Annotated in this window: 22 protein-coding genes and 5 tRNA genes; 8 read left to right on the top strand and 19 right to left on the bottom strand. The window is 41.3% G+C overall.

Going from position 1 to position 22,292, the window contains the following annotated elements; translation table 11 throughout:
• Nucleotides 1-15: 15 nt before the first annotated feature.
• From rplJ to WKR92_RS12005, 13 genes are all read right to left on the bottom strand, one after another.
• Nucleotides 16-537: a 50S ribosomal protein L10 gene (gene rplJ / locus WKR92_RS12065; RefSeq protein WP_375558084.1), complete on the bottom strand. Its 522-nt coding sequence runs from the start codon at nucleotides 535-537 to the stop codon at nucleotides 16-18.
• A gap of 2 nt (nucleotides 538-539) precedes the next feature.
• Nucleotides 540-1,238, bottom strand: coding sequence for a 50S ribosomal protein L1 (gene rplA, locus WKR92_RS12060; protein ID WP_375558083.1), 699 nt, complete (start codon nucleotides 1,236-1,238; stop codon nucleotides 540-542).
• 24 nt (nucleotides 1,239-1,262) lie between these two features.
• Complete coding sequence (gene rplK, locus WKR92_RS12055) at nucleotides 1,263-1,706, bottom strand: 50S ribosomal protein L11 (RefSeq protein WP_375558082.1); 444 nt, start codon at nucleotides 1,704-1,706, stop codon at nucleotides 1,263-1,265.
• 73 nt (nucleotides 1,707-1,779) lie between these two features.
• Entirely contained in the window at nucleotides 1,780-2,325 is a 546-nt protein-coding gene (nusG, locus tag WKR92_RS12050) for a transcription termination/antitermination protein NusG (protein WP_375558081.1), read from the bottom strand.
• Nucleotides 2,326-2,338: 13 nt separating this feature from the next.
• Complete coding sequence (gene secE / locus WKR92_RS12045) at nucleotides 2,339-2,533, bottom strand: preprotein translocase subunit SecE (RefSeq protein WP_375558080.1); 195 nt, start codon at nucleotides 2,531-2,533, stop codon at nucleotides 2,339-2,341.
• Between the two features lie 17 nt (nucleotides 2,534-2,550).
• A tRNA-Trp gene (locus WKR92_RS12040) sits at nucleotides 2,551-2,621 on the bottom strand.
• A gap of 70 nt (nucleotides 2,622-2,691) precedes the next feature.
• Nucleotides 2,692-3,879 (bottom strand): elongation factor Tu, encoded by a 1,188-nt coding sequence (tuf, locus tag WKR92_RS12035; protein WP_375558079.1) that lies wholly within the window; start codon nucleotides 3,877-3,879, stop codon nucleotides 2,692-2,694.
• A gap of 62 nt (nucleotides 3,880-3,941) precedes the next feature.
• Nucleotides 3,942-4,013 (bottom strand) — tRNA-Thr (locus WKR92_RS12030).
• Nucleotides 4,014-4,078: 65 nt separating this feature from the next.
• Nucleotides 4,079-4,151: transfer RNA gene (locus WKR92_RS12025), tRNA-Gly, on the bottom strand.
• A gap of 84 nt (nucleotides 4,152-4,235) precedes the next feature.
• Nucleotides 4,236-4,319: transfer RNA gene (locus tag WKR92_RS12020), tRNA-Tyr, on the bottom strand.
• 41 nt (nucleotides 4,320-4,360) lie between these two features.
• Nucleotides 4,361-4,433, bottom strand: a tRNA-Thr gene (locus tag WKR92_RS12015).
• Between the two features lie 296 nt (nucleotides 4,434-4,729).
• Nucleotides 4,730-5,209: a Dps family protein gene (locus WKR92_RS12010; RefSeq protein WP_375558078.1), complete on the bottom strand. Its 480-nt coding sequence runs from the start codon at nucleotides 5,207-5,209 to the stop codon at nucleotides 4,730-4,732.
• 69 nt (nucleotides 5,210-5,278) lie between these two features.
• Complete coding sequence (locus tag WKR92_RS12005) at nucleotides 5,279-6,649, bottom strand: NfeD family protein (RefSeq protein WP_375558077.1); 1,371 nt, start codon at nucleotides 6,647-6,649, stop codon at nucleotides 5,279-5,281.
• 157 nt (nucleotides 6,650-6,806) lie between these two features.
• On the opposite strand from WKR92_RS12005, the gene WKR92_RS12000 reads away from it, so the two are divergent.
• The gene (locus WKR92_RS12000) at nucleotides 6,807-7,700 is read left to right on the top strand and encodes a DPBB and LysM peptidoglycan-binding domain-containing protein (RefSeq protein ID WP_375558076.1); all 894 of its coding nucleotides are present in this window, start codon (nucleotides 6,807-6,809) and stop codon (nucleotides 7,698-7,700) included.
• 6 nt (nucleotides 7,701-7,706) lie between these two features.
• Entirely contained in the window at nucleotides 7,707-8,348 is a 642-nt protein-coding gene (locus WKR92_RS11995; protein ID WP_375558075.1) for a uridine kinase family protein, read from the top strand.
• A 32-nt stretch (nucleotides 8,349-8,380) separates the two neighbouring features.
• Here the strand turns inward: WKR92_RS11995 and WKR92_RS11990 are convergent, their stop codons facing one another.
• The 4 genes from WKR92_RS11990 to WKR92_RS11975 form a co-directional block, all read right to left on the bottom strand.
• Nucleotides 8,381-9,043, bottom strand: coding sequence for a 3-oxoacid CoA-transferase subunit B (locus WKR92_RS11990; RefSeq protein WP_375558074.1), 663 nt, complete (start codon nucleotides 9,041-9,043; stop codon nucleotides 8,381-8,383).
• A gap of 3 nt (nucleotides 9,044-9,046) precedes the next feature.
• On the bottom strand, nucleotides 9,047-9,742 hold the full coding sequence (locus WKR92_RS11985; RefSeq protein ID WP_375558073.1) for a CoA transferase subunit A: 696 nt from the start codon (nucleotides 9,740-9,742) through the stop codon (nucleotides 9,047-9,049).
• 324 nt (nucleotides 9,743-10,066) lie between these two features.
• Nucleotides 10,067-12,430 carry an endonuclease MutS2 gene (locus WKR92_RS11980; protein ID WP_375558072.1) on the bottom strand — a complete coding sequence of 788 codons (2,364 nt, stop codon included), beginning with the start codon at nucleotides 12,428-12,430 and terminating at the stop codon, nucleotides 10,067-10,069.
• A gap of 12 nt (nucleotides 12,431-12,442) precedes the next feature.
• Nucleotides 12,443-13,060 carry a DUF4296 domain-containing protein gene (locus WKR92_RS11975; RefSeq protein ID WP_375558071.1) on the bottom strand — a complete coding sequence of 206 codons (618 nt, stop codon included), beginning with the start codon at nucleotides 13,058-13,060 and terminating at the stop codon, nucleotides 12,443-12,445.
• A gap of 61 nt (nucleotides 13,061-13,121) precedes the next feature.
• On the opposite strand from WKR92_RS11975, the gene WKR92_RS11970 reads away from it, so the two are divergent.
• Genes WKR92_RS11970 through WKR92_RS11950 form a run of 5 tightly spaced genes read left to right on the top strand, consistent with a single transcriptional unit; the run spans nucleotide 13,122 to nucleotide 17,579 of the window.
• Entirely contained in the window at nucleotides 13,122-13,802 is a 681-nt protein-coding gene (locus WKR92_RS11970; protein WP_375558070.1) for a YggS family pyridoxal phosphate-dependent enzyme, read from the top strand.
• 1 nt (nucleotide 13,803) lies between these two features.
• Nucleotides 13,804-14,259 carry a GNAT family N-acetyltransferase gene (locus tag WKR92_RS11965; RefSeq protein ID WP_375558069.1) on the top strand — a complete coding sequence of 152 codons (456 nt, stop codon included), beginning with the start codon at nucleotides 13,804-13,806 and terminating at the stop codon, nucleotides 14,257-14,259.
• Between the two features lie 19 nt (nucleotides 14,260-14,278).
• On the top strand, nucleotides 14,279-15,118 hold the full coding sequence (locus WKR92_RS11960; RefSeq protein ID WP_375558068.1) for a PdaC/RsiV family protein: 840 nt from the start codon (nucleotides 14,279-14,281) through the stop codon (nucleotides 15,116-15,118).
• A gap of 8 nt (nucleotides 15,119-15,126) precedes the next feature.
• A complete protein-coding gene (locus WKR92_RS11955) occupies nucleotides 15,127-16,395 on the top strand; it encodes an aspartate kinase (protein WP_375558067.1) in 1,269 nt (422 codons plus the stop codon).
• The gene (locus WKR92_RS11950) at nucleotides 16,392-17,579 is read left to right on the top strand and encodes a class I SAM-dependent methyltransferase (protein WP_375558066.1); all 1,188 of its coding nucleotides are present in this window, start codon (nucleotides 16,392-16,394) and stop codon (nucleotides 17,577-17,579) included. The genes WKR92_RS11955 and WKR92_RS11950 overlap by 4 nt, the downstream gene beginning before the upstream one ends.
• 25 nt (nucleotides 17,580-17,604) lie before the next feature.
• Here the strand turns inward: WKR92_RS11950 and WKR92_RS11945 are convergent, their stop codons facing one another.
• Both WKR92_RS11945 and WKR92_RS11940 read right to left on the bottom strand, forming a co-directional pair.
• Nucleotides 17,605-18,201 carry a DUF502 domain-containing protein gene (locus WKR92_RS11945; protein WP_375558065.1) on the bottom strand — a complete coding sequence of 199 codons (597 nt, stop codon included), beginning with the start codon at nucleotides 18,199-18,201 and terminating at the stop codon, nucleotides 17,605-17,607.
• Between the two features lie 11 nt (nucleotides 18,202-18,212).
• Entirely contained in the window at nucleotides 18,213-20,669 is a 2,457-nt protein-coding gene (locus WKR92_RS11940) for a bifunctional UDP-N-acetylmuramoyl-tripeptide:D-alanyl-D-alanine ligase/alanine racemase (RefSeq protein WP_375558064.1), read from the bottom strand.
• Between the two features lie 272 nt (nucleotides 20,670-20,941).
• On the opposite strand from WKR92_RS11940, the gene WKR92_RS11935 reads away from it, so the two are divergent.
• Nucleotides 20,942-22,291, top strand: coding sequence for an IPT/TIG domain-containing protein (locus WKR92_RS11935; RefSeq protein ID WP_375558063.1), 1,350 nt, complete (start codon nucleotides 20,942-20,944; stop codon nucleotides 22,289-22,291).
• Nucleotide 22,292 lies beyond the last annotated feature (1 nt).

Here is a 22,292-nt window from a genome sequence, read left to right as displayed (position 1 = left end):
CTTTTAAGGAGTCCGTTAACCTTCCTTTTCTTGTAAAGTTTTAACAATTCCAGCAAGCGTATTTCCACCTGATTGAAGGCCAGAAATAACGTTCTTCGCAGGAGACTGAAGTAACCCAATGATTTCACCGATAAGCTCATCTTTAGATTTCAAGCTTGCCAATGAATTAACCTGATCATCGCCTACATAAACAGACGCATCAATATAAGCGCCTTTCAGTACAGGTTTATCACCAGACTTTCTAAGCTCTTTAATTAATTTCGCAGGTGCGCTTCCTGTTTCGGAGAACAATAGAGTTGAAGACCCCTTTAAGGTATCTCTCAATTCTTCAGAATCAACGCCAGCAGCTTCCATAGCCTTGCGAATCAAGGTATTCTTCACCACTTGCATCACGATCCCTTTCTCAAAACATTTACGACGAATGCTAGTTACTTTTTCTACAGTCAAATCAGCAGTGTCAGTAATATAGAAATTACCATAGTTTTTGATCTGATCTGCTAAAGCTTCTACAATTTCTTGTTTTTCTTCTTTTCTCATGATTAGATCCCCACTACTGATTTAGTTTCAACTTGTACACTTGGGCTCATCGTTGATGAGATGTGTATACTCTTAAAGTAAGTTCCTTTCGCTGCAGAAGGTTTTAATTTAGAGATCGTTTGAATAACTTCCAACGCATTCTCATAAATTTTATCTGCAGAAAATGACACTTTACCTATTGAAGCATGAATGATTCCGGTTTTATCAACTTTGAAATCAATTTTACCGCCTTTTACATCAGTCACAGCTTTACCCACATCTTGAGTAACCGTACCTGACTTAGGGTTTGGCATAAGGTTACGAGGTCCTAAAATACGACCCAATCTACCTACTTTTGCCATAACGCTAGGCATGGTAATAATGATATCTACGTCTGTCCATCCTCCTTCAATCTTACTGATATATTCATCCAAACCTACATAATCTGCACCGGCTGCTTTAGCCTCTTCCTCCTTATCAGGAGTACAAAGTACCAAAACACGTACGGTTTTACCAGTTCCGTGAGGCAAGGTCGCTATACCACGTACCATCTGATTTGCTTTACGTGGATCAACGCCCAAACGAACGTCAATATCTACGGATGCATCAAATTTAGTCGTAGTAATGTCTTTTACTAAAGACGAAGCTTCTTCTAATGAATAAACTTTACCAGCTTCAATTTTGGTAAGTGCCGTCTTTTGATTTTTTGTTAATCTAGCCACTTTTTTAAATTGATATCTGTTTAATTAATTTGTCCAGGGTGCATCACCACTTACAGTAATACCCATACTACGCGCGGTTCCTGCTACCATTCTCATGGCCGACTCTACCGTAAACGCATTTAAATCAGTCATTTTATCTTTTGCGATGGTTTCTACTTGTTCCCAAGATACGGAACCTACCTTCTTACGGTTAGGTTCACCAGAACCACCTTTTAATCCTGTAGCTTCGATTAGTTGAACCGCTACCGGAGGTGTTTTAATGATAAAATCAAAAGATTTATCGGCGTAAACAGTAATAACCACAGGTAATACTTTACCTGCTTTGTCTTGTGTGCGCGCATTAAATTGCTTGCAAAATTCCATGATGTTCACCCCTTTTGCACCTAAAGCAGGTCCAACTGGAGGAGAAGGGTTGGCTGCGCCACCTCTCACCTGTAATTTCACTAAGCCACTGACTTGTTTTGCCATTTTTTAAATTTAATTTAATTACTAAATGTTTGTTAGTAAGTTGGAAGCATATAACGTAACATTTACTTGTATTCTATTCTTTTTCTACCTGCATGTAGTTTAACTCAAGTGGAGTCTTTCTACCAAAGACTTTTACCATCACCTTAAGTTTCTTTTTCTCTTCATTCACTTCTTCGATTTCACCTGTAAAACCGTTGAATGGGCCGTCGATTACCTTAACAGATTCACCAACGAAATAAGGAACGTTAATGGATTCAACCTGCTCGGACATCTCATCAACCTTGCCTAAAATTCTATTAACCTCCGCTGGTCGAAGTGGAATTGCATTACCCTCCTTGTCTCCAAGAAAACCTATAACGCTATTAATTCCTTTAATCAAGTGTTCTAATTCACTATCAAGTGCAACTTCTATTAACACATAACCAGGATAAAAGTTTCGTTCTTTGGCGATTTTCTTACCATCCCTCATTTGGTAGTATTTTTCCATTGGAATCAATACCTGAGGAACCTGCTGTGTAAGACCTAAGCGATTAATTTCAGCTTCAATATATTGCTTTACCTTCTTTTCTTTTCCACTTACAGCACGTACTACGTACCATTTTAATTTTTGATCTGCCATCAATTTCCTTTTTTTATCCTAATGATTGATAAAACAACTTTAAAATAGAACTTGAAGACTCATCCATTGCCAATATTAATAAAGCAATAATAATAGATGCAATCAGCACAACAACTGCTGAATTTTGTAACTCACCCCAAGTAGGCCAAGTAACCTTATGCATCATTTCATTGTAAGACTCTTTAAAAAATTCAAGTACACTTGACATAAACGCTCTTTATTTTGCACGGGCACAAGGATTCGAACCCTGATCAAAGGTTTTGGAGACCTCTATTCTACCATTGAACTATGCCCGTAGTTTTTATAAACAGAGTACCCTAGATAATTTATAGGGTACTCTGTTATATATTCAAGCCGAAGCCTATATTATGCAGTGATCTCAGTTACCTGTCCAGCACCTACTGTTCTACCACCTTCACGGATAGCGAAACGTAGACCTTTTTCCATTGCGATCGCGTTAATCAATTTAACATTGATTGTTACGTTATCACCTGGCATAACCATTTCAACACCTTCTTGTAGGGTAATCTCACCCGTTACGTCAGTTGTGCGGAAATAGAATTGAGGACGGTATTTGTTAAAGAATGGAGTGTGACGTCCACCTTCTGCTTTTGATAACACGTATACCTCTGCTTTAAACTCAGTGTGAGGAGTTACGGAACCTGGCTTACAAATAACCATACCACGACGGATATCAGTTTTCTCAATACCACGTAGCAACAATCCTACGTTGTCACCAGCTTCACCGCTATCCAAAATCTTACGGAACATCTCAACACCTGTTACAGTTGATTTTAAGTTCTCAGCACCCATACCTAGGATGTCAACAGCGTCACCAGAGTTGATTACACCACGCTCAATACGTCCGGTTGCAACAGTACCACGACCAGTGATCGAGAATACGTCTTCAATCGGCATTAAGAATGGAAGGTCAGTCAAACGTGGAGGAAGTGGAATGTAGTTATCAACTGCTTCCATCAATTCCATAATTTTATCAACCCATTGTTGCTCTCCGTTCAATGCACCTAATGCAGATCCACGAATTACAGGGATATCGTCACCAGGGTACTCATAGAATGATAATAATTCACGAATTTCCATCTCAACCAAGTCTAACAACTCAGGGTCGTCAACTAAGTCAGTTTTATTCATGAATACTACCAAAGCAGGAATACCTACTTGGCGTCCTAATAGAATGTGCTCACGTGTTTGTGGCATTGGTCCATCAGTAGCAGCAACAACGATAATAGCACCGTCCATTTGAGCAGCACCAGTAACCATGTTTTTAACATAGTCAGCGTGACCTGGACAGTCAACGTGCGCATAGTGACGATTTGCAGTTGCATATTCTACGTGTGATGTATTAATTGTAATACCACGCTCTTTTTCTTCAGGAGCTGAGTCGATTGAATCGAATGAACGAGATTCTGATAATCCAGCGTCAGACAATACTTTCGTAATAGCTGCTGTTGTAGTCGTTTTACCGTGGTCAACGTGACCAATAGTACCTATGTTTAGGTGGGGTTTACTGCGGTCAAATTTCTCTTTTGCCATGTTGTATGCGAATTAGTAGATAAGTTAATTTTTATTTTGGTTTCAATTATTAAACGCTTACGAGCCAATGATGGGACTTGAACCCATGACCTCTTCCTTACCAAGGAAGTGCTCTACCGCTGAGCTACATCGGCTTGTTTTTTTGAAACGCTAAAAAGCCAATACCTTTACCAAAGGAATTAACTTCTTAACTATTTCGAGCGGAAGACGAGGTTCGAACTCGCGACCTATAGCTTGGAAGGCTATCGCTCTACCAACTGAGCTACTTCCGCTTGTATGTCTTATTTTAATTCGGTAAAAACCTAAACATTTAAGGACCGAACAAAGTTTACAAAACATCATAAACTTTTAAATCCTGGTGGGGGGAGAAGGATTCGAACCTTCGAAACCGAAGTAACGGATTTACAGTCCGTCCCATTTGACCGCTCTGGAATCCCCCCAACACCTTTATATTTCAACAAAGCCCTATGGCTTCTTAACGAGCCCCCTGCCGGGATCGAACCAGCGACCTACTGATTACAAGTCAGTTGCTCTACCAGCTGAGCTAAGGAGGCCTTTTTCCTAAATTTAATTGACAATTCGCCTTTTTCCTTTAGGGACTGCAAAGATATACAAAGTTGTAATAATACAAAAGAAAATTTAAATATTATTTTTTACCTAAACCTTGTTTTCTTTCAGCGCACAAAGAAAGAAAAAATATGTGGAATAGCACCAACATTTTTCCAAAAAAAAACACTCAAATCACCTAGTGTTAATCAACTGCCTTAATTTTAATTATTTACAAAAAAAAAGAGTGAAACGTCTATATAGCATAGACGCATCACTCTTTTCATCAGATCGAGAAAAATTCTTAAATCTTCTTAACAAAAGATCTCAACATCCAGTTCTGCTTTTCATTAAACTGCATAAATGCATTCACCATATCGTTTGATCCTTCATCATCCGCTTCACTCGTAATCGCAAGCAAGTCCCTTTCCAGACCTATTAAGACACTTAAATTCTCAACAATAGCCTTAACCATATCGGTGTCTTTCATGCCCACAGTATCAATTTCGTCAATTTCAGATTGCTTATTAAATACTGAATAACGACTTTCCGGATCTTTACCCAAGGTCAAAATCCGCTCTGCCAATTCATCTATCGTAGTGATAGCCGCATTATAAAGCTCCTCAAACTTTGCATGCAAAGTAAAAAAATGAGGACCTTTAATATTCCAATGGCAGCCTCTTAAATTTTGATAGTAAATATGATAATTCGCTAATAAGTCATGTAAGTTCTCGACAACCGGTTTCAACTTCTTCTCTTCCAAACTAATTGATTTTGCGTTCATGATATATTTTATATTTAAATGTTAATTGAATAATATTACTCTCTTAAAGGTTTCGGGAGCCAAATTGTTTTACACTTCAAACTTTTTTCTAACAAAAAGATTATAATTCTCGTGCCGCTCAACGTGAACTGTTGTCCCCTTCTCTATATAGCCTCCTAGTGCAACCGCGTCAAACCACTTCCCGTCTATTTCTACTTTCCCCGATGGACGCAGATCAGTTCTAGCAATACCTTCCTTACCAATCACTTGGGAGTCAAACATAGATGAAACATAACCTTGTGAAGAAGACTGCTCATCGGCTAACACCAACCGTTTAAACGCACGGCTATTCAGAATACTCTTACCAAAAAGCACCGATAAAACAACTGCTGCGACAATGGATAATATAACCAATAAAAACGATCTAAACAAGAAATAAGGCGGCATCATCGAAAAATCAAAAGATTCGTTAGGAACCATACTAAAGGCGAAACTACAGACTAACAAAACAATACCGCTTATCCCCGCTACGCCGAATCCCGGTATAACGAGAATTTCCAGTAGCAATAATATAACCCCAACGACAAACAACAGAATTTCCCAATTGGCTGCAAAGCCTTCAATATAAAGAGGAGCAAAATATAAGATTCCCGATACCAAAGCAACGGCAAAGGGTAAGCCGATTCCCGGCGAGGTCATTTCAAAATAAATTCCGCCCATAATCAGCACAATCAAAAATCCTTGTACAGCTGGATTCGTCAAGAAGCCGATTACGTTGTCAACCCAGGTTGTTTGATGAACCACAAGTGATGAACCCGAAAGGCTCTCCAATGCCAATATTTCGTCTATTGAATTCACCTCTCCGTCTGCCAGCCCAATATTGACCGCTTCTTTAGACGTTAAACTCAATAGCTTACCATCGTCTTTCAAGTCCGGCAAATCAACGTCCTGATCTACAAAAGCTTCCGCCACCTGAGGATCACGACCCGTAGCTTCCGCTGTCGATCGCATCAGAGCACGCATATACGATTGGTACTTCTCTGGCATTACTTCTCCCTGCCCATCTACCACACTCGCAGCACCAATGCTTGAACCTTTCGCCATATAAATCTTTTCGCTCGCCAAAGAAATCAGCGCACCAGCAGATGCCGCATTATGATTGATAAACACGATGGTTTTTATAGGTGAATCAAGAATCGTACTTCGAATCGAATCCGCAAAATTGACCAGTCCTCCAAATGTATTCATATCGATCAGCATCACATCAGCACCCCGTTCTGAAGCTTTCAAATAAGCTTGTTTCGTATTTCTCCATGATGTCGCGTTGATATCATCGCGAATAGAAAACTTATAAACAGTTGGCTTTGCCTCCTGTGCCCACGCGCCTTGCGCAAATAGCAGCACCAACATAAATAGGGTAAAAAAGAAGATATAAAATCTTCTATCCGTTATCGTCGCCATAAAGTATGGTTTAAATTACTAATTTTGTAAATGAAATATTTGTATTGTTAACATCTATAAATATACATCAATTCATAAATTTTATTGCATTTTAGCGATACAAAAATCAGATCAGCAAACGTTCTAATAAAATAATTTGCAAAACAGATAAGCGCGCATGAACAACTCTCTTCACTATATCGCCGGATTCATCTTTCTTATTGTATTCACATTCCATACCAAAACTACAGAAGCCACTCCTGTCTTCGGCATTGATTCTATTGGTATCGAAAACAACAACGGAAAGCAGGTTATCGTCCATCAACTTGAAAGTAAAGAGACCTATTATTCATTGTCTCGGAAATATGGTGTTTCACACCGTGAAATCATGACATTCAATAATAACAAGTCACTTAAAATAGGTGACATAGTAAAGATTCCGTCGAATCGGCCTTATCAAAACACGTCGACATCGGGAGCCCCTTCAAGCGAAGAAGCGTCTGAATCAACTACTCCTGATCAACCTTCGGATAGCGGCATTCGTTATAAAGTAGGCGCCGGTGAAACCCTTTATACGATCGCAAAGCGGTTTCAAGTCAGCGTTGCACAAATCGTAGCCAAAAATAATCTAGAAAATGGCCGGTCGATTAAAGCAGGTCAGACAATCCTTATACCCGATGGCACAGAAGAATCGGAACCGGTGACCGAGACACCAGAGCCAGAAGCGACCGGTGATCCTATCATTATTCCAGAAAAGAATACATCCTTACCTGCTCAACGATACGGCTTACGCCAGATAGATGAGCGCGGCGTGGGTGTTTGGCTGGAAGGGCTAAATTCCGATAGTGGAAACATGCTGGCTCTCCACAAAACAGCACCTGTAGGCACCGTGGTAAAAATAACAAACCCGATGAACCAAAAAATAACTTTCGCTAAAATTGTAGGGAAGTACACCGAAAACGCTACTACTCACGATGCGGTGATTGTCATATCCAAAGCCACGGCCGATTTATTGGGGATCTTAGACAAACGCTTTTTGATTAACATTAGTTACGGGGTGCCGGACAATTAAAAAGAAATGACCCGCCCACTCAATAAGCCTTATATTATTGGAGTCGCTGGCAGCAGCGGTTCTGGAAAGACCGAATTTCTCACAAGCTTTTCGAGCAATTTTAATCCGGGGGAAATTGCTGTAATTTCTCAGGACGACTACTATGTCCGTATCCAGGGCCTAACCAAAGAAGAGAACAAACTTTATAATTTCGATCTTCCAACGGCAATCGACCGTCAGGCCTTTCACCAAGATATCGTTTCTTTAATCAACGGCAAGAGTATAACAAAGGAAGAGTACACCTTTAACAATCCAAACAGGGAAAGTCGTACACTAAACATCGAACCAGCTCCAATTCTCCTTATTGAAGGTCTGTTTATCTATTATTTTGAAGAGATTAACGAGCTATTAGACCATCGACTATTCTTACATGCAAATAACGAGATAGCCTTAGAAAGGCGCATCAAGCGAGATGCTGTCGAAAGAGGGTATAACAAAGAAGATGTCACTTATAAATGGCACAATCATGTCGTCCCGGCTTATGAACAATATTTAGAACCCTATAAAGCTATTTGTAACCAAATAATAGAAAACAACAGTCAGAAGCTGACTGACATCCAACAGTCAGCAAAAGATATCTCAAGCTATCTAAGACAGTTTTTCTTTTAAGGGTCGGCCGTCCCAACAGTCGACAGTCATCATCAGTTAACCTGCATCTCAGGCACATCACCTTCGATGATCAACCGACCTGCAGTTGCATTTTTAATTTCATCCACACTGACCCCTGGCGCTCGCTCTAACAACCTAAACCCTCCTTGCTCTTTGTCTATTTCAAGTACCGCCATTTCGGTTACAACCTTACTGATACAGCGCTTTCCTGTCAGTGGCAAGCTACATTCAGGCAGCAGTTTGCTAGCACCGTGTTTATTCACCTGTTGCATAGCTACGATGATATTCTTTGCCGACGCCACCAAGTCCATGGCGCCTCCCATCCCCTTCACCAGTTTACCAGGAATCTTCCAGCTGGCAATATCCCCAAATTCAGAAACCTCCATCGCTCCCAGAATCGTCAGATCCACTTTCTGACTTCGAATCATTCCAAAACTCATTGCAGAATCAAAAATTGCCGACCCGGGCATCGTCGTTATCGTTTGTTTCCCCGCATTAATCAAATCGGCATCCTCCGCTCCTTCATACGGAAAAGGACCAATGCCCAACAGACCGTTTTCAGATTGAAGAACAACGTTCACATCCTCCGGTATGTAATTAGCCACCAAAGTAGGTATGCCAATCCCTAAATTAATATAATAACCATCTTTTATTTCCTTTGCTATCCGCTTAGCAATTCCGTTTTTGTCTAACATAGCTTATGATCTTAAGGTACGCTGTTCAATACGTTTTTCGTATTTCTCTCCTTTATATATTCGGTGTACAAATATGCCCGGAGTATGAATATGATCGGGATCCAACTCCCCCGCCGGCACCAGCTCTTCAACTTCCGCAATGGTGACCTTTCCCGCCATCGCCATGATCGGGTTAAAATTACGTGCCGTTAACCTGTAAATTAAATTCCCGGCCGTATCCCCTTTCCATGCTTTAACAATTGCAAAATCGGCATCAAAAGCTTCTTCCAACAAGTATTCCTTACCATTAAAGACCCTCACTTCTTTTCCCTCTGCCACTTCAGTACCAACACCCGCCGGGGTAAAAATGGCCGGCATCCCATAACCTGCTGCCATACATCGCGTCGCCAGCGTCCCCTGTGGCACCAGCTCAACATCGAGCTCACCGCTCAATAATTGACGCTCGAACTCTGCATTCTCTCCGACATACGATGCGATCATTTTTTTCAATTGATTTTTCTGCAACATCAAACCAATTCCAAAATCATCGACACCGGCATTGTTAGAAATACATGTTAAATCCTTTACCCCTTTCTTTACTAAGGCTGCAATTGTATTCTCCGGTATACCGCATAAACCGAAGCCGCCCAACATCAAAGTCATTCCATCCTGAATACCTTGAATAGCTTCCTCCGCATTGTTAACTACTTTATTAATCATGTTATTGGCTTATTTTGGGTAAACATCCTGCATAGACAAAATACGGAAAATATTATAAAAACCCGATATTTTTGAATAATATCAATTCACTGTCTGGAAAAACATTCAGCCAATTAGAATAATTCTAAATAATAATCTACCTTTGCTTCCATCTATTAATCAGGAAGATGAAATTTGAAATAGCGGCAAACGATGGGAAAGAAATCGAATGGGAAAAATTCAAGGGACTAAACCCGTACGATTGTCAAGCGTGTGAGTTTAAAAAATGTTGCAAAAAATATAAAAAGGGGAAACGTTGCAAAAAATGTCCGAAAGGATAAGTCTTTATACAAAGTAAACATAGGTAACACCATCCCCGCCCCGGTCTAAGTGTTCATCTTCTAAACGATCGACTTCCTTATATTTTCTTAGATAATCACGAATCATTTTTCGGAGAATTCCATTCCCCTTTCCATGAACAATCTTCAGCGAAGGAAAGCTCATCATAATAGCTTTATCCAAATACTTTTCGATCTCGTACAAAGCCGCTTCTGTTCGCATACCGCGCACATCAATTTCCGGATTGAAGTTCGCAAGGCTCTCGGTCAACTGCGTTCCGTGGGCTCGCTTAAGCGATTTAGAAACCTCTTTATTGCTCGTCTTTTCCACGCGATTTTTCTTCACAACAGACCTTAAGTCTCCGATTGCTAAAATCAAATTACCTTTTGCAATCTCAATAATCTGAGCCATAGTCCCCGTATCAAGGATCTTGACCCAATCACCGATAGCAAGTTCTTCATCTTTTTGAACGGTTTTTTTGTTCGGGGCGATCGATTTATTTTTCACAAGCTCTGAATCAAGCACTTTTCTCAACTCCTTGGTCTTCTCCTTATCGGCGTTGGATTCCTTAATCTGAGCAATGGTATTCTCAACGAGTCGATTGGCATTCTTCAACACCTCCTGAGCTTCCAACTTCGCCTGCTTCATCATCTGCTTTTTGTTTTCTTCCAAAAAAGCAGACCGTTCTTCATTTTCCTTGAGAAGACGGTTAAGCTTATCCTCATTCCTTTTTAGCTTCACTTTAGCTTCGTGAACCTCCTTTTTCTCCCGCTCCAAATCGACCAACAGATGATCTACCTTCTTCTGCTGCGTACCTATCTTTTGTTTTGCTCCTTGAAGTACATCTTGCGGAAGGCCTATCTTATATGCTATCTCAAACGCATAAGAACTACCAGGCTTCCCAATCTCTAAAATATACCTAGGCTGCATCGCCGCATTATCAAACAGCATCGAAGCATTTTCCAAGCCTTCCGTTGCATTGGCGAACAACTTTAAATTTGAATAATGCGTTGTAATCACACCTCGCACCTTCTTTTTATTCAAATTCTGAAGCACAGCTTCCGCAATCGGGCCGCCAAACTGAGGATCGGTACCAGCACCAAATTCATCAATCAATATTAATGAACGCGAATTACTATGCTCCATAAAATAACGCATCTTAGACAAGTGTGCGCTATAGGTACTCAGATCACTTTCAATCGACTGATCATCGCCAATATCCGCAAAAAAGTTTCTAAAAACACCTACTTTTGAATTCGGATCTACAGGAATAAGTAAGCCCGCTTGAACCATCATCTGCAACAAACCGATCGTTTTCATACAAACCGACTTACCGCCGGCATTGGGACCAGACACCACAATGATCCGCTGCGTCTCGTCAATTGCCACATTCAGCGGAACAACGGTTTGTCCTTCTCTTCTAAAGTTCAAAAATAAAAGCGGATGCCGTGCATTGATGAAATTAAGAGATGCCTCTTTTTGCAGCTCGGGCATCGTAGCCTCTATGTCAATGGCGAACAGTGCCTTTGCCCTTACAAAATCCAACTTGCTCAATAAGCCATGATAAGATATAAGCGATGGCACAAAAGGTCTCAATTCCGTTGTTAAAGCAATCAGAATTCTAACTTTTTCCCGACGCTTATCAAACTCCAGATCCCGCAACTGATTATTTAACTGAAAAACTTCTTCCGGCTCCAGGTATACTGTCTGACCGGTCGCCGATTCATCATGAATATAGCCCTTAATTTTTCTTTTATTCTCCGCTAAAATCGGGATACACAGTCGCCCATCCCTCACGGTCAATCCACCATCCGCAGTCCATCCCGCATCTTGCGCCTTTTTCAATAGAGCATCCATCCTTTTTCGCGACTCTCTTTCAGCATAGGCAATTTCTCGGAATATCTCTTGTAGTTTAGGTGATGCGCTCGGCTTCATCGAGCCGTTCTGATCGATAACGTTATCTATATTTTTTACAATCGTCCGCTCAATAGTCAAATGTTCAAAAAGCATTTCAAGAGCTTCATAGACACCCTTTCGTTCATTGAAATAATTGATGACACTGAACACCGTTTTCAGCGAAAGGGAAATCTGAAAAAACTCCTCTTCCGACAGAAAAGAACCCTCTACGCGTATCCTATCCGCAAATGTTCTAATCGGATACAGGTGATCAATCGGCAGCGGAGAATCATTCTCTAAAATATCCTTAAACTCATGAGTTTGCCTTAAAAACTTATCAATCTGTCCGTATTGATGCATGGGTTGAATTTTATCAACCATCTCCTTACCCATCATACTAAGACAGTTTGCCTTGATAAGTTCTTTAATTTCTACAAATCCCAGCTTTTCCGCTGCATTTTCGGGATAGATCATTTCAACACATTGTTATTCTAGGGTCGGCACAGGTTGAGGCATCAGCTTCAAAGACGTATCTGCTGTCAATGTATCCGGATAATTCTCAAGCACCTCCTCCTTCAACAGGGGAAATCTTGAACTATTCTCCCATGTCCATGGCTTCGGCTTTAAGCTTGTTGAATCCGGACTTTTCCAATACAAGAGGTGCTTTGTGTTTTCTTGTCTTATTGAATCGAGCTCAATCCTCCGTAAGCTATCAGCAACGGCAGCACGTTTAATTGAATCTGCAACAAATACTGATCGGTATCGATCATTCTCGGCCGTCCGCATTTCTTCGTCGATCGTTTTCAACCGCGCCCCTATCTCATTATAAATTTCTTGAAGGATCTGCGGGCGACTGGCATAATATTCCAGACTTTGCCGAACAGTTGCCGAATCCGTCTTATAGTGCTGATAGATACCTTCATTAAAATCAGCTGTTTTCTGTCGCATTGAATCGACCGCGCTTGTAAACAGGTAACCTTCGGAAAGATGTATCTCATATAGAACATTTGTCATCACATCCTTTTTCAATACACCCTTTGGCGGGCCTTCTTTACAGCCAATAAATAAAATCAAAAGAAGGAAAGTTCCTAAACACCGTTGCATTTGTTAAATTTGCAACAAAAATACAAATAAATATTTGCCATTGGCAGAAATTACCTACCGTATGACAACAGCAGAAAAAATTGAAAAAATTAATAATGAGCTGGAAAACTATCCAACTTTATTGATTGCCGTATCGAAGACCAAGAGTGTAGAGGAAATTAAAGGAGCTTATGCTGCGGGTCAGCGCCATTTTGGTGAGAATCAAGTTCAAGAACTGAATGAAAAGCAAGCGCAGCTACCTGATGATATTGTCTGGCATCAAATCGGCCATCTGCAAAGAAATAAGGTAAAATATATTGCTCCCTATGTCGGTCTCATTCACTCGGTCGACAGCCTTAAACTTTTACAAGAAATAAATAAGCAAGCGCTTAAAGTAGGCAGGATTATTGATTGTCTTTTACAAATTCAAATATCAGGCGAGGACACCAAGTTTGGTTTAGAATATGCCGATGCGATCGACTTGCTCCGTTCCGAAGAGTATAAAGGCTTAGAGAATATCCGGATTGTCGGTTTGATGGGTATCGCATCAAACACGCCAAATGAAAAAATGATTAAAGAGGAGTTCCATGATCTAAACGTACTTTTCTCCGGTATCAAAGAGAGCTTCTTTAAGGAGGACACTGCATTTAAAGAGTTATCCATGGGCATGTCTTCTGATTATAAAATCGCTTTAGAAGAGGGAAGCACCATGGTCCGCATCGGAAGTTTGGTTTTTGGAGAACGCAATTACGATAATAAATAGAATGGGAATTCAAATAAGAAAAGCTCGTATTGATGACTGTCCGCGACTGCTTGAACTGATCAAGGAACTAGCAGAGTATGAACAAGCACCCAATGAGGTCACCGTCAGCATGGACGAGTTTGAAGCTGCCGGTTTTGGTCCCGACGCTGTTTGGAAAGCTTATGTCGCTGATGTTGATGGTCGCATTGAGGGGATGGCTCTTTACTATATCCGATATTCTACCTGGAAAGGACGCCGACTGTATCTGGAGGATATTATCGTTACCGAAAAACAACGAGGTAAAGGCCTTGGAAAATTATTGTTTGACAAAGTCTTAGACCTTAGCAAAGAGAAAGGTTACTCAGGCATGGTTTGGCAAGTCCTCGACTGGAACGAGCCTGCGATCAAGTTTTACAAAAACTACGGTGCTGCAATCGAGGACGGTTGGTTAAACGCGTCCGTTACGCATCATAATTAATCTCACAAAAATTCTTGTTATGACTAAATTTATTATCTCTTCCCTCTTTCTCGCAACAGTCACTTTATTTGCGTGTAATTCACCCCAACAGAATAACGAGGCAGACTCTACTGAATCGGTAGACTCTACAGCAGTTGACACGATTGCCTATACCCGAGAAAATTATCGTTTAGAAAGTCAAATAGAAACGGAGACCACAGATTCGATGGGAAAAACATACTATCAGGTTAGTTATCCTAAATTTGACGAAGGAAGCTTAGGCGAATTAAACCACTACCTTGAATCACGTTTATCATTCATTTATCCCGATACAAGCTCAGAAACGATTGAAGAGGCGGCTAAGGAATTTATCAGCGAGTATGACAATTTCCAAAAAGAAGCTGTGCACAGCCCCTTTCCGTGGTACACCAATACCGAGGTTTACGTTCCTATCAACACCCCACTTTATTTGGGACTGGAGGTAAGGACTGACAATTATACCGGCGGTGCTCACGGTTCCTACGGCGTATTATTTACGAACTATGACCTTAACGAAAAGAGGGAAATTGCCCTAAATGAGATTATTGCAGAAGGAAAAATGGATTCGCTAACCCACATTGCAGAAACTATTTTCTTAGAAAACGAAAAGAAAGCACGTGGAGAGGATACCCCTATCAGTTCCTTTTTCTTTGAGGACAACACCTTCAGTTTAAACGACAATTTCCTATTGAAGAAAGATAGCCTTCTTTTCCTTTATAATATATACGAAATCAAACCATATTCAGACGGAATCACCGAATTAACGATTCCATATACTCAAATAGAAAATCTTTTGACACCAAAAGCAAAAGAGCTCATCAGTCAACACTCGAAATTGTAATAAACTCAATGCACATATTTAAATTTGGCGGAGCCTCCGTTAAAGATGCAGAAGGTGTAAAGAACGTACTGCAGATTATTGAACAACATAAAGGCGAACCATTGCTAGTGATTATCTCAGCGATGGGTAAGACGACTAACAGGTTAGAAGAACTTTTAAACGCATTTTTCTACAGACAAGAAACGCATCATCAACTATTCGATGAGATCAAGCACTTCCATTTTCAAATTATGGATTCGCTCTTCGAAGACAAAAACCATCCGGTTTTTGATGATGTACTCAATACATTTGTTGAAATCGACTGGATCATCGAAGAAGATCCCCAAGACCCCTATGATTACCTATATGACCAGATTGTCTCCATCGGCGAAATGGTTTCAACTAAAATCGTAAGCGCCTATTTACAGTACCGTGGCCTGAATGCGCAGTGGATTGATGTCCGTAATTACATTCACACGGACAATACCTATCGTGATGCGAAAGTTGACTGGGTTAAAACCGAAGCGGCCATCCAAAAGGATATTCCCTCGATCATGCAAAATGCGATACCGGTTACGCAAGGATTTATTGGAGGAACATCAGAAAACTTTACCACCACGCTGGGTCGCGAGGGCTCTGATTACACAGCCGCAATTTTTGCTGCATGTTTAAATGCTGCCGGACTTACCATTTGGAAAGACGTCCCCGGCATCCTCAATGCAGACCCCAAATGGTTTAGTTCTACTGAACTCATTCCTGAATTATCCTATTTAGATGCAATCGAGCTTAGCTACTATGGGGCAAATGTAATCCACCCCAAGACCATAAAACCTCTTGAAAATAAAGAAATAACATTATATGTACGTTCATTTATAGACGCCAACGGACAGGGAACACGCATTCACAAAACCACAGAAAGCCTCTCCGTACCTTCCTTTATTTTCAAGGTAAACCAAGCCATGGTTTCCATTTTACCGAAAGATTTTTCTTTTATCGTTGAAGACAACCTAAGTCACATTTTCAAGGTCTTTCATAAGCATAAAGTAAAGATCAATATGATGCACAACAGCGCCGTAAATTTTTCTGTCAGTGTTGATTACGATGAAAAGCAAGTATCAAAGTTAGTTGAAGAGCTTCAGCAAGATTTTAGCGTGTCTCATTTAGCCGACCTGGAACTTGTAACCATACGCTATTACAACCAGCAGACGATCGATCGCGTTCTCATTGACAAGGAAGTTCTTCTGGAAGTCAAAGACTCTTATACCTGTCAAATGTTGATCCGCAACAAAACATCATGAAATTCAATCCGGACATAATAACTCCTGAAGTTCAGGAGTTTATTCTTCGGAATGAAAACGCTAGTCCTAGTAGTATAGCACTAAAACAAAGCCCGTTTTCCGGTGTAAGTGGCAGTGAACTTGCTCAACAGATTGAATCGCGACGAAAAGCGAAGAAGAAACTTCCTACCTGGTTTCAAGCAAAAGGTATTTACTATCCCAAAGCGCTTTCAATAGAACAATCCTCGTCTGAAATCACGGCCAACTTCAAACAACAACTTATCAAGACTGGCACGTCGCTCATCGACCTTACCGGTGGGTTCGGAGTCGACACACATTACATGTCACTTTCTGCAAAGCAGGTATTGCATTGCGAACTCGATCCCCTCCTTTCCGAAATAGCCAAACATAATGCCCGAATTCTGAAACGACCCAACATTGACTTCAATCAAGGCAATGGAATCGATATCGTGTTAAGTCGCCCGAAAGGTTCATTTGACACGATCTACGTCGACCCCGCACGTCGGGTAAATACCAAAAAAGTCTTCCTATTACAAGATTGCGAGCCCAACATACTCGATCACCACAGCTCACTTTTGGAGCGAGCGAAACAAGTCATCGTCAAATCTTCGCCACTCCTGGATATCAGCCAAACCCTGACGCAACTAACATCCATCCAGGAAATCTACATTCTTAGCATTAAAAACGAATGCAAAGAATTACTGATCGTATTGCAGGAAACTCCTGTTCAGCGGCCAAGAATAACCGTCAAACTCTTAAATCGACACGAAGTTAGTTTCTCGTTCTATCCCGATGAAGAACAACGTGCAAGACCGATCTTCGGTGAACCCGAAACCTATCTTTACGATCCCGATGCCGCTCTTTTGAAGGCCGGATGTTTCAAGCTAATTTCCTCTTACTATCAGATCAAGAAATTACATACAAATACACATTTGTATACTTCTAAAGAACTGATAGACGATTTTGCTGGTCGGGTTTGTCGGATCAAAAAAGTAAGCGACTATAAAGATTTTAAAAAAGAAAAGAATCATAAACCGGCAAGTATTGTCAGTAAAAACTTTCCGATCAAAGCCGAAGCATTACGCAAAAAACACAACATTGAAGAAAGCTCAGATCACTTCCTGTACTTCTGTAAAGACGTCAATGAAAAGCTGCAAGTTGTTTCTGCGGAAAGGTTGACTTAATTAATCTATTCTAGGCCTAATTAATCTATTCTAGTCCGCTCACCCCACCAGAAACCACCAGTTTCATCGCATCCGTCGCACTGATATTCATTTTCTTAACCCGTTCGGCCTTAGCAATAGCCACCTGCCCTGCAAAGGAGTATGCATAAGGAAAGTACACCATAACCTCCCCCTCTAAGCCCAATTTAGATAGATCGCGTTGCGTCAAAAAACCAATACGTTTCAACCCACTATCGTTTACCTCAACAATCACAGGTTCATTAAACTTTTTAGCGTCCCCAACAAATGCCTCTGTAAAGTCCTTCAACGATGTGTATAATGTATTAAAAAGTGGAATCCGATTCAATAGTTTACCAAACCAATTATAGATCGGTGCAGTCACCAAGTTTGTTATCAGAAACCCCACAAAAATCAGAATCAACATCACACTGACGATTCCCAAACCCGGCACATAGAGAGGCCTGCCCTGGTCGTCTTTAAAAAGCCAGCTACTCAGATTCAATGCCGAGTCCAGTCCCGAGAAAAGCCAATAGATCAAAAAAACAGCTCCAGCCAAAGGCAAAACGACAATAGTACCTCTAATCAAATAGTTAAAAATCCGACGAAACCCTTTCTTTATCATACTATTATTTTTTATTCATAAAAATACACCCGTTTTACACGCTGAGAGATCCCCGTCATCAACTCATACGGAATCGTATCAATTGCCTGTGCTAAACTCATCAAGGTCGGAGTCTCTCCAAATACTTCAACCGTATCACCCTCATTAACTTCAAGTCCAGTGACATCCAACATACACATATCCATGCAAATATCTCCGACAGTCGGCACCGGTCGCCCACCCACCATCATACGACCGACCCCGTTTCCAAAACGTCTACTATAGCCATCGGCATAACCAATTTTGACCGTGGCGATCGTCCCTCCTCCGACTAATCTTCCACGTCGGTTATAGCCCACCGTATCCTCGTCACTCACTCGTTTTATCTGTGAAATCGTAGTTTTCAATCGCGCAACCGGCTCCAAAACAGAACCTTCCCCTTGCGGTCCAATTCCATATAAGCCGATACCCAAACGGACCATATCAAAGCTCGCCTCCGGCCAACGATCAATTGCCGCGGTATTCGACAAATGGCGTAAAAACGAATAATTCAATCCCTTCTGCAATCGCCCACTTAAGTTTTCAAAACGACCGATTTGCGAGCGCGTAAAATCGTCGTGTTCCGAACTTCCCGATGCTGCTAAATGTGAAAAAACCGAAGCGATTTGTACGAGATCCGTTGCTTCCAACAACTGTACTAAACGATCCATATCCACCTCATCAAAACCTAAACGATGCATTCCTGTTTCCAATTTTATATGGATAGGATAATGTTTCTCCCCACGACCTTCCAAGAAAGCTAGAAACGCATTCAATTGCCTCAATGAAAAGATCTCCGGCTCCAGCTCATGGTCCACCATGGCATCGAACGAAGACAAATCGACGTTCATCACCATAATCGGAAGTTTAATCCCAGCGTTTCTAAGCGTCACACCTTCATCGGGATACGCTACAGCCAAATAGTCCACCTGATTGAATTGCAGTAAATTAGCTATTTCAAAGCTCCCACTTCCATAGGAGAACGCCTTAACCATCACCATTAACTTGGTAGTTGGCTTTAACTTCGACTTATAATGTTTCAGGTTCCGTTCCAGTGCTTTCAGATTAATTTCCAATGCCGTATCATGCGTCTTTTGGGTGAGTATTTTACTAATCCGCTCAAAAGAAAACACCCTCGCGCCCTTTAACAAAATCGACTCGTCACGAAAATCAATACCCGGTGCTGCAGCTAAAAACTCGTCAGTCGACCGATAAAACAAAGAGCCACGTTCAAAAAGACCATCGAAAGCAGAAATATCCTCTCCAATACCAATAAAGCGATCAATTCGATTACTCTTTATCAGTTGCGCTACCCTTGAATACACAGACTCTTTATCACCTTTAATCTCCGGTATATCAGATAGAATAACGGTTTTTTTCCCATGCTGATTCTGTTGTTGTAAAAAATTCAATGCTATCATCAGCGATGCCACATCACAACTATACGAGTCATCGATAATCGAGCAGTTATTGATTCCATTTTTCAACTCCAGACGCATTTCCACTGGAAATAGAGCCATCATTCGCTGCTTGATTACCTCAGATTCATAACCCAAGGTTAAGAGTACCGACCAACAGGAAACGGCATTTTCTACAGAAGCTTCATCACTCGGCACAATCTGAATATCAATCCTTGAACCCTGATATTCAGCAATAATTTGTGTATAATTACCCCTCCGAACGTCGATAATATGTAAATCGCAGTCATCCCGGTAGCCCCAAGTAACAATAGAGGGCTTCAGGGGAAGCATACCTGAACTCGGAATATACTTGGGCGATACAATCAACTGCTTCGCCTTTTCAAACAAACGCAACTTTTCCTTTAGCTTTTCTTCATCACTCTCAAAACCCTCACTATGCGCCGTTCCTATATTCGTCAACACCCCCAAGGTCGGATGAATCATATCTTGTAAACGTTCCATCTCCCCAGGGCGACTGATTCCCGCTTCAATAATGGCCAAAGTATTATCAGAAGACAATTGCCATAAGGACAAAGCCACACCCAGTTGTGAGTTGTAACTCTTCGGACTCCGAGCAATGTTAAACTCCGGATTCAAGAGCTGAAACAACCATTCTTTAACAATCGTCTTCCCGTTACTTCCGGTAATGGCGATGATCGGTATATCAAATTGCGAGCGATGGTACTTCGCCAGTTGCTGTAAGGCCAACAAGGTGTCATCAACAAATAAAAAATTCGCTTCCGGATAGGCACCTTCATCAACCTTTCCATCAAGAACTACAAAATTCTTCACTCCTAGCGTACAAGCATGCCCAATAAATTCATGCCCATCTTGCCCCCCGCTCAAAGCAAAAAACAACGATCTCCCCCCCTCGTTTATCTTTCGTGTATCATAAACCAAATGAAGAATTTCATCGTCATTCCGGACCATTCGATATCGATCAGCTATAATATCCGCAATGCGGTTTATGGTATAAAGTTGACTATCCATTCTGCAACGAATTTCATCATTTTTTGGGTTAACATGAAAAAAATGTCGATTTAGATGTTATGGCACGTCCGGACCTAAAAATCACCCCCCCCGAATGAGTCGCACTCCTCAAATAAAATCCATACAACATACAGCTAACGGCGTAAAGTAACCCATTAGTAACAATGTATTGATCTTGCATTAATATACGCATTCTATTTTCGCCATAATTAAAAAATGCTTTTATAACGTGTAAAAGCAATCATTTTCAATACTTAAACAAACAATTATTTATGAACGTTTCTACTAGCAGTTGTCGAATCAGACTTTTATCGTTCTGTTCGACTATTCTGATTCTTTCGTTTTTATCATGTAAGGACGAAAGCGGGAAAACCGTACCAAAATCACATGACCCAGCACGCCCGATTGTGTTGACATCTTTTTACCCCGTTGAAGGAGGCGCCCGAGACAAAATTCTTCTCGACGGTGAAAACTTCGGAACGGATGCAAGCAAAATCAAGGTATTTTTTAATCGCGCTGAAGCATCCATAATCTCATCCAGCGGAGATCGAATCTATGCTATCATACCCCGATTACCGGGCAAGGATCCCCGCATATCGGTTGTTATCGGAGAAGATTCAGTTGTTTACGAAAACTCTTTCATCTACCATACACAAGCACAAGTCAGTACGGTAACAGGTAACGGTGAAAAAACGTTCACGCCGGGAACACTTTCCCAAGCAGAAGTATATGGCAAATACCTAGAGTTGGACGCCGAAGGGAATATTTTTATGTCATGGCGAGACGGCGGCTCTTGGGGTGTTGCCCGGATTAATGAACAGCAGAACATCGTCACTCCCTTGATTGAAGCAACCAGCACCGGAGAACGCATACTCTATGCAAACGGTTTGACGGTTGATCGTGCCAACGGTATGCTAACCGCCGCTCATGAATCGGTTAAGGAGGTTTTATTCACCTTCGATCCCCGCGAAGCCTGGTATCCACGCCAGCGAAATGTCAAATTCTCTACAGCAGACCTGAACTCTATCGTCGATGGCGACCGGTATAACAACTTCGTAACATTCAGCCCATATGACGGACACCTCTACACTCGATATCGCGATGGAAAGGTTGCTAAAATAAACCCCGAAACATTAGAAGCAACAATTGTCCACGAAGGGCCCTACGGCTCACAATACGGACAAGCCATTAATCCGAAAAAGCCTTGGCTGCTGTACATGACTCTTCATTCCAACGCTCGTCCAACTGAATTCAGACAGGGTATTTCGGTTCTCGACCTCCGCAATCCTGATCAAGGGTTTAAACGCCTCAATGCTCCTGGTGGAAGTGGCTTCCGCGATGGTCCTCTTGAAGATGCTCTTTTCAACTACCCTAAAGATATCAAGTTTGACAACGATGGAAACATGTTTGTTGCTGACTATGGCAACCATTGTATCCGGATGGTATCGGCCGATAATATCGTTACTACGGTCGCCGGACAACCAGGTACCGCTGGCTATAAAGACGGCGGACCGGTTGAGTCACTTTTCAACCACCCTTGGGGAGTAGCAGTAAATGAACAAGGAGATATTTACATCGCCGACTGGGGTAATGCCAGGATTCGCAAATTAGTTATTGAATAAT

This window comes from Albibacterium profundi, assembly GCF_042159835.1.
GTDB classification, from domain to species: Bacteria; Bacteroidota; Bacteroidia; order Sphingobacteriales; family Sphingobacteriaceae; genus Albibacterium; species Albibacterium profundi.
This window is presented reverse-complemented; position numbering and strand designations above follow the sequence as displayed.

Excerpts from the sequence above, each read along its gene's own strand:
- rplJ (WP_375558084.1), bottom strand. The coding sequence starts at position 537 with ATGAGAAAAGAAGAAAAACAAGAAATTGTAGAAGCTTTAGCAGATCAG.
- rplK (WP_375558082.1), bottom strand. The coding sequence starts at position 1,706 with ATGGCAAAACAAGTCAGTGGCTTAGTGAAATTACAGGTGAGAGGTGGC.
- nusG (WP_375558081.1), bottom strand. The coding sequence starts at position 2,325 with ATGGCAGATCAAAAATTAAAATGGTACGTAGTACGTGCTGTAAGTGGA.
- secE (WP_375558080.1), bottom strand. The coding sequence starts at position 2,533 with ATGTCAAGTGTACTTGAATTTTTTAAAGAGTCTTACAATGAAATGATG.
- tuf (WP_375558079.1), bottom strand. The coding sequence starts at position 3,879 with ATGGCAAAAGAGAAATTTGACCGCAGTAAACCCCACCTAAACATAGGT.
- WKR92_RS12010 (WP_375558078.1), bottom strand. The coding sequence starts at position 5,209 with ATGAACGCAAAATCAATTAGTTTGGAAGAGAAGAAGTTGAAACCGGTT.
- WKR92_RS12005 (WP_375558077.1), bottom strand. The coding sequence starts at position 6,649 with ATGGCGACGATAACGGATAGAAGATTTTATATCTTCTTTTTTACCCTA.
- WKR92_RS12000 (WP_375558076.1), top strand. The coding sequence starts at position 6,807 with ATGAACAACTCTCTTCACTATATCGCCGGATTCATCTTTCTTATTGTA.
- WKR92_RS11995 (WP_375558075.1), top strand. The coding sequence starts at position 7,707 with ATGACCCGCCCACTCAATAAGCCTTATATTATTGGAGTCGCTGGCAGC.
- WKR92_RS11990 (WP_375558074.1), bottom strand. The coding sequence starts at position 9,043 with ATGTTAGACAAAAACGGAATTGCTAAGCGGATAGCAAAGGAAATAAAA.
- WKR92_RS11985 (WP_375558073.1), bottom strand. The coding sequence starts at position 9,742 with ATGATTAATAAAGTAGTTAACAATGCGGAGGAAGCTATTCAAGGTATT.
- WKR92_RS11980 (WP_375558072.1), bottom strand. The coding sequence starts at position 12,430 with ATGATCTATCCCGAAAATGCAGCGGAAAAGCTGGGATTTGTAGAAATT.
- WKR92_RS11975 (WP_375558071.1), bottom strand. The coding sequence starts at position 13,060 with ATGCAACGGTGTTTAGGAACTTTCCTTCTTTTGATTTTATTTATTGGC.
- WKR92_RS11970 (WP_375558070.1), top strand. The coding sequence starts at position 13,122 with ATGACAACAGCAGAAAAAATTGAAAAAATTAATAATGAGCTGGAAAAC.
- WKR92_RS11965 (WP_375558069.1), top strand. The coding sequence starts at position 13,804 with ATGGGAATTCAAATAAGAAAAGCTCGTATTGATGACTGTCCGCGACTG.
- WKR92_RS11960 (WP_375558068.1), top strand. The coding sequence starts at position 14,279 with ATGACTAAATTTATTATCTCTTCCCTCTTTCTCGCAACAGTCACTTTA.
- WKR92_RS11955 (WP_375558067.1), top strand. The coding sequence starts at position 15,127 with ATGCACATATTTAAATTTGGCGGAGCCTCCGTTAAAGATGCAGAAGGT.
- WKR92_RS11950 (WP_375558066.1), top strand. The coding sequence starts at position 16,392 with ATGAAATTCAATCCGGACATAATAACTCCTGAAGTTCAGGAGTTTATT.
- WKR92_RS11945 (WP_375558065.1), bottom strand. The coding sequence starts at position 18,201 with ATGATAAAGAAAGGGTTTCGTCGGATTTTTAACTATTTGATTAGAGGT.
- WKR92_RS11940 (WP_375558064.1), bottom strand. The coding sequence starts at position 20,669 with ATGGATAGTCAACTTTATACCATAAACCGCATTGCGGATATTATAGCT.
- WKR92_RS11935 (WP_375558063.1), top strand. The coding sequence starts at position 20,942 with ATGAACGTTTCTACTAGCAGTTGTCGAATCAGACTTTTATCGTTCTGT.